Genomic DNA, 6000 nt, shown 5'->3' with positions numbered 1-6000 from the left:
CATCATGTGCATGGGAACGCTACGGCCAATTCCATTCTGGTGGTGTCCTTCGCCAAGGAACGCTTTGCCATGCACCGCAGTGCCGTGGCGGCTGCGGTCGAGGCAGGGATAGGCCGCATCCGTCCGGTTATCATGACGGCTTCGGCCATGATTATCGGCATGGTGCCCATGGCCATAAGCAATTCGCAAAATGCGCCACTGGGTAAGGCGGTTATTGGCGGGCTGATCGTGGCCACCATTTCCACCCTACTTTTTGTCCCCTGTGTTTATGCAATTTTCCATCATCGTCCGGAAAAGCCATCCAGCACGGATACGGCCCACCGGCAGGAGGCTGTCTGATGTCTGTTTCCCGCAAAGGCAGAATCTTCATCATTCTTCTTGTGGTTGTCATAGTGGCGGATATTACGCACCTGCTGCTCCAGCGCGCCAGCAATGGCGTTCGCATTCAGCAGGATGCGGCTTATAGCCGGGTGCCGGATGTGGCTCTGGTGCAGCCCAAGCCGGCACCGCCAACCATGTCCATGACCCTGCCGGGTACAATCAGCGCATGGTACGAGGCCCCCATTTATGCGCAGGTCTCGGGCTACGTGAAAATGTGGTACCAAGATTACGGTGCGGTCGTGAAAAAAGGCGATCTTCTGGCCGAGATCAATACGCCCAGACTGGATGCCGAATATGCTCAGGCCCAGGCGGATCTCAAGGTTGCGCAAGCCAAATACGGCCTTGCCTCCATAACCGCCACACGCTGGCGGTCCATGGGGCAGTCACAGGCGGTGTCTGGCCAGTCTGTCTCGGTGCAGAATGCCAACGAGCAGTCAGCAAGGCAGAGCTTGAAGCAGCCGAGCACAAGGTCGCCCAGTATCAGGCCATGATCCACTTCAAGAGCATTGAAGCACCGTTTGATGGGGTGGTGATCGCGCGTAACATCAACGTGGGTGACTATGTTGGGGCCGGTAGCGGCAACATGAACGCGAATGGCACGGCCAGCGAACTGTTTACCGTGGCCGATACCCACGCCATGCGACTGTTCGTGTCCGTACCGGAAACATTCTCTTCCATCCTGCGGCCGGGGCTGGTGGCCAAGGTGACTGTGCCGCAGTTTCCCAACAAGGTGTTCGAAGCCAAGTTCCTGACCATCGCCAAGGGGTTTGACCCCAACACGCGCACGGTTATCACGGAATTTTCGATCGACAATGCGGAGCAGAAACTGTGGCCGGGCAGCTTTGCCTCCGTCACACTCACAGCTCCGGCTGACAAGGGAGTCTATACCATCCCCACCGGTGCGCTGGTGTTTCAGGAACACGGTATGCAGGTGGCGACCGTCGATGCCAACGAAACCACCCACTACCACAACATAACCGTAGGCCGCATGTCTGATGCGTATACGGAGGTCAGTGCTGGGCTTTCTCCCGATGACCGGATCATCAACAACCCGCCAGCCGACCTGATGGAAGGCGGCAAGGTCAGGCCGGTTGATCCGGAAAAAGGCTATCTCAGCACAGCGTCAGCCGCTGCGGCGGCAGGGGAGGAGGATGACGAATGAAACAGACCCTCTCGCGTTTTGGCACCGTGCGTGCGCGCCGCCTGACGGCGCGGGCAGGCCTGCTGCTTTCCCTGACTGTGCTAAGTGCCTGCGATCTGGCACCGCATTATGATCCGCCCCATTATGTGGTGCCGGCATCATGGCACGGGCAGGGACCATTCAAGGATGCGGTGCCTAGCACCGTAGCCCTGAAGCCTGACTGGTGGACGCTGTTTGCCGACACCACGCTGAACGGGCTGGAGCAGGAAGCGCTTGCAAACAATGCTGACCTTCAGGCAGCAGCCGAGCGCTTTTCGCAGTCGCGCGCCATTGTCATGGAGGCGCGCTCCGATCTGCTGCCGCATCTGGGCATGGCGTTTGGCGCGAGCGACAACAAAAGCTCGGCGGATCGCCTGTTCCGCTACAAAGGCCCTATAACGGCCACGGATGAGTCCTACTCTGGCTTGGCAAGCTGGGAGCCGGATATCTGGTCGGCTATCCGCAACAAGGTGCGGGTGCAGAAATACTTTGCACAGGAACAGGCGGCTGAATATGCCGCCGCACGGCTCAGCCTACAGGCGGAACTGGCGACAGATTACTTTACCCTGCGCGGGCTGGATGCCGAGCGTGCAATCTACACCCAGTCCATTGCGTATTATCAGCAGGCTCTGCACGTAACCCAGACCCGGCTCGATAATCAGGATGCAACGGGTATCGATGTCGCGCGTGCGCAAAACCAGCTTTATATGACACAAGCACACCTGCTCGATGTTCAGGCCCAGCGTGAGGTGCTGGAGCACGGCATTGCCGTGCTGGTGAATGAACAGCCCTCCACCTTCCATATCGCACCAGTCGATACCCTGACGAATGTGGAACCGATCGTGCCCACCGGCCTGCCGTCTGACCTGCTGGAACGCAGGCCTGATATTGCCGCCTCGGAACGGAGCATGGCGGAAGCCAACCGGGCTATCGGTATTGCCCGGGCGGCATTCTACCCGCATGTGTTTTTCAGCGCCAATGGCGGGTTTGATTCCAATGGCTTCAACCTTGCCAATCTGGCTAACAGCATGTGGACTTACGGGGCATCGGTTTCCATGCCCGTATTCGAAGGCGGGCTGCGTCGCGCGCAGTTGCAGCATTCGTGGTCTGTCTACCGCGAAACGCTGGATCACTACCGCATGACGGTTCTCACCGCGTTCGGGGATGTGGAAAACGGCCTGTCGCTGACAAACCGCCTGCGGGCGGAAACGGAGCGTCTGGGGCAGGCGGTGCAAACGGCTGAGAAGGCGCAGACCCTGACAATGACCCTGTATAAAGGCGGTGCTGACAGCTATCTGGATGCACTGATCGCGCAGGTGAATACGCTCGATGCACGCATTGACCGTGTGCAGGTGCAGGCCCGTGCCCTGCAAAGCACGGTCGGCCTGATCCGTGCTCTGGGTGGGGGCTGGCGCCAAAGCGATCTGCCTACACCTGACGACACCATGTCATTCGGTGTCATGCAGTATTCAGGCCTGCAAACGCCGGCTGATTCCATGAAGCAGCTTAACAAACAGTAACGGCTGCTTCGGGCTGCGTTTTCATGGACTTTCCCTGGTCTGGCGGGCTTCTTTCAGCGCCAGGGAAAGGCTCAGCTCAAAACCGCCACAGGCGGCTAGCGCTCCGACCAGAAACACTACGTTCTCGCCCATTCTATCAGCCAGCAGGCCTGTCAGGGGGCCGGTGGCACCATAGGCAAGATCCTGAAAAGCGGCAAAGCCGCCCATGGCCGTCCCCCGCATATGCGGAGAAACACGGCGCACGACTTCCATACCCATGGCAGGAAAAATCATGGAGCAGCCAGCCCCTGTCAGCGCTGCTCCCACAAGGGCCAGACCCGGTGCCGTGGCACTCCACAGCAGGAGCTGTCCGCAGGTTTCCACCCCCATGGACAGCACGGCAACGCGCGCTCCCCCGATTTTATCAGGCAGGTGGCCGCACATTACGCGCACCAGCACAAAAGCACCGCCAAAAAATGTCAGGCCCAGACTGGCATGCGGCCAGTGCTGATGCAGAAAAATCAGCGGCATGAAGGCACCGATAGCCGCAAAACCGATACCTTGCAGGAACACGATAAAACCAAGATCACGGATACGGGCAATAACCGATGTCAGCGGCTGGCGCTCACCGGGGTGGGGGGCAACCGGAGCAACCGGCACTACCATGACCAGACCGGCCAGAGGGGCTACAAGACACGCAAGGCCAACCCCCAGATATCCGGCGTGGTCGTAAATGGCCAGTCCAAGCGGGCTACCGGCGGCCAGCGAGCCATACATGCCCATGCCCACCACGGACAAAACCCGCCCGGAGCGATGGTGCCCCATCAACCCGATGCTCCATGCCAGCAGCCCAACAACTGTCAGGCTTTCGCCCAATCCCAGCACAAGGCGGCCCAAAATCAGCACGAGAAAACCCGGTACGGCAGCCTGAATCCACGTAGCCCCAATGCAGATAAGGCTGCTCAGTGCGTACAGTACAAGCCCCAGCACCATGCAGTGCCGTCCACCTTTCTGGTCGGCCAGCCGACCGGCAAAACCCCGTGTCAGGATCGTGGAAGCAAAAGCAACACCCACGGCAAGCCCCGCCATGGCGTTGCCCATATGCAGTTTTGTGGCAACCTGAATGGCCGTTGTCGGCATGGACATGGCCACACACAGGTAAGACAGGAACAATGCCCCCACCAGCCAGTATAATACGCTCATGGGCGTTTGCGGGGTGGAGGCGGTAGCAGGCGGGGTGGTGGGAGACATGAAACGGCTTCCTTTTATCCGCAAAAGCGGCGTGCCTTTACCACAGCCGTATTTCGGACAAAGGCACGCATGCGTTGGTCTCATACAGGTCTGTGTTTATGCGGTATGAAACCAACGCTGTTAAGAGTTGATATTACAGAGCGGCAATCACCTTCAGGCCAGCCAGCACAGCATTGGGAATAACCGAGGTTTCACCCGGGCGCATCATGTATTCAAATTCCGGTGTCACAACCAGACCGGGGGTTACAGGAATACCGTAATAGGCTTCGAGTATGGCGGAATGGGTCTGTGGGGCGTTGACATAAGCCCCCATGGACATACCCGCAGCTTCACGCAGTTCCTGCCCATAGGTCAGGCGGGGGCTGAGCTGGTAGTAGGAATACATGATCCCCACCCTGTCCCGCGGCGACCGGGCACCAGCCCCAACAGCGATGTGCCGAAATAGAACTCATTGGAAAAGGTGGAGTTACTGGGGGTGTTATGGACAAACCCCGCGAGAACATAACCGCCCGCCATCTGGTGTTCCCCATTGGCGCGGTAAACCATTTGGTCCGCCTCAATGTAGAACGTATCGCGTGCCTTTTCTGCATGGCGCGCCACGGACCCGGCGTAAGCCGCGGGTATAACGCCAATCAGATCAGGGTAGGGGGAGGTATCGTGCCCATAGCCAAGCTTGTAATGGCCGGGGAGCTTCTGGGGCCCGATAAAGGTTCCCATGTCAGTTCGATGGGGGTTTGTATACCGGTCGCGGTTTCGCTCCCCCACGCCCAGCCGGTATTGTCCTGCACCTTGGGGCCAATACGGTAAATGCCAGTGCGGAGCGTCAGGTCGCGCGTCGGGCGAAAACGCAACGTACCGCCCCATGAGGTTTTGGGGTAAACGCTCCAGCCTGCCGGTTCACGAATGGCCATGGGGGCCGAGCACATGGTCATGAAAGTGCACAGCAGAACCGATGTCGCATAGGTGTGGGTAATAGCGATACGGCCCACATTGATGTTGATACGGTTGTTGAGGAAGGATTTTTCCAGATACAGGTCGGCAAGCCTCGCTGCCGCCGGACCATGAATGCTCCAGACTTCGGTCAGAAGCACATTGCGCTCTCCCACATGGTCCCAACCGACCTGACGCCCTTCACGGTTCATGACGATACCATGCAGGTACCAGCCTTCCAGCGGATGCCAGTCTGTCAGCCTGCCAAGGTCGAACAGCATGCTGGCACGTACCTCATGGGTATAATCCATACCCTTTGAAATACCGCCGGCGATATTGCCCATGCCTTCGCCCTTATAGGTAAACTCGAAGCTGAACCCCTTGTCGCGCAGGCGCTCACGCCAGGGCTTGAGGGCGGGAACAAGGTTGCCCCCCGCCTGTTCAGACACGAAATACCCCGCACTGACATCCTGCCTGCGCAGCGCATCGGCATTATGGCTAAGCAGGTAGGACAGGCTGACCGTCTGGAACCATGAATCCAGATGTTCTTCGGCAATGGGCCGCTTGGGTTTGGCATGAGCCTGACGGTTGCCGGTGCCGCAACCGGGCTGGAAGAAACCGTAGAAGGCCCCGTAATCTGTGTGGAAGCACTGGCGGCTGGTTCAGCCGCATGAGCCTCAAGGGCTCGCCAGACAGGCCAGCGCCCATGAGGGCGGTAAGCGCCAGCGTGTATGAGTTCTTGTTCCAACAGGAAAAACG

Annotated in this window: 3 protein-coding genes and 3 pseudogenes; 4 read left to right on the top strand and 2 right to left on the bottom strand. The window is 58.9% G+C overall.

What is annotated here, in order from left to right; translation table 11 throughout:
- The 3 genes and pseudogenes from JCM25143_RS16410 to JCM25143_RS03160 form a co-directional block, all read left to right on the top strand.
- Positions 1–339 (top strand): annotated as a pseudogene (locus tag JCM25143_RS16410) (efflux RND transporter permease subunit); the annotation flags it as partial.
- Positions 339–1543: pseudogene (locus JCM25143_RS16405) on the top strand (efflux RND transporter periplasmic adaptor subunit). The pseudogenes JCM25143_RS16410 and JCM25143_RS16405, both read left to right, overlap by 1 nt.
- Entirely contained in the window at positions 1540–3081 is a 1542-nt protein-coding gene (locus JCM25143_RS03160) for an efflux transporter outer membrane subunit (protein ID WP_025859995.1), read from the top strand. Before JCM25143_RS16405 ends, JCM25143_RS03160 begins: the two are co-directional and overlap by 4 nt.
- A gap of 21 nt (positions 3082–3102) precedes the next feature.
- On the opposite strand, the gene JCM25143_RS03155 is transcribed toward JCM25143_RS03160, so the two are convergent.
- Entirely contained in the window at positions 3103–4311 is a 1209-nt protein-coding gene (locus tag JCM25143_RS03155; RefSeq protein WP_025859994.1) for an MFS transporter, read from the bottom strand.
- A gap of 133 nt (positions 4312–4444) precedes the next feature.
- Positions 4445–5798: pseudogene (locus tag JCM25143_RS16400) on the bottom strand (carbohydrate porin).
- Between JCM25143_RS16400 and JCM25143_RS24620 the strand changes: the two are divergent.
- Positions 5784–5915, top strand: a complete 132-nt coding sequence (locus JCM25143_RS24620; RefSeq protein WP_267879906.1) for a hypothetical protein — start codon at positions 5784–5786, stop codon at positions 5913–5915. The pseudogene JCM25143_RS16400 and the gene JCM25143_RS24620 overlap by 15 nt on opposite strands.
- The last annotated feature ends 85 nt before the right edge of the window (positions 5916–6000 follow it).

Source organism: Acetobacter papayae JCM 25143, assembly GCF_000613285.1.
In the GTDB taxonomy this organism is placed as follows: Bacteria; Pseudomonadota; Alphaproteobacteria; order Acetobacterales; family Acetobacteraceae; genus Acetobacter; species Acetobacter papayae.
This window is presented reverse-complemented; position numbering and strand designations above follow the sequence as displayed.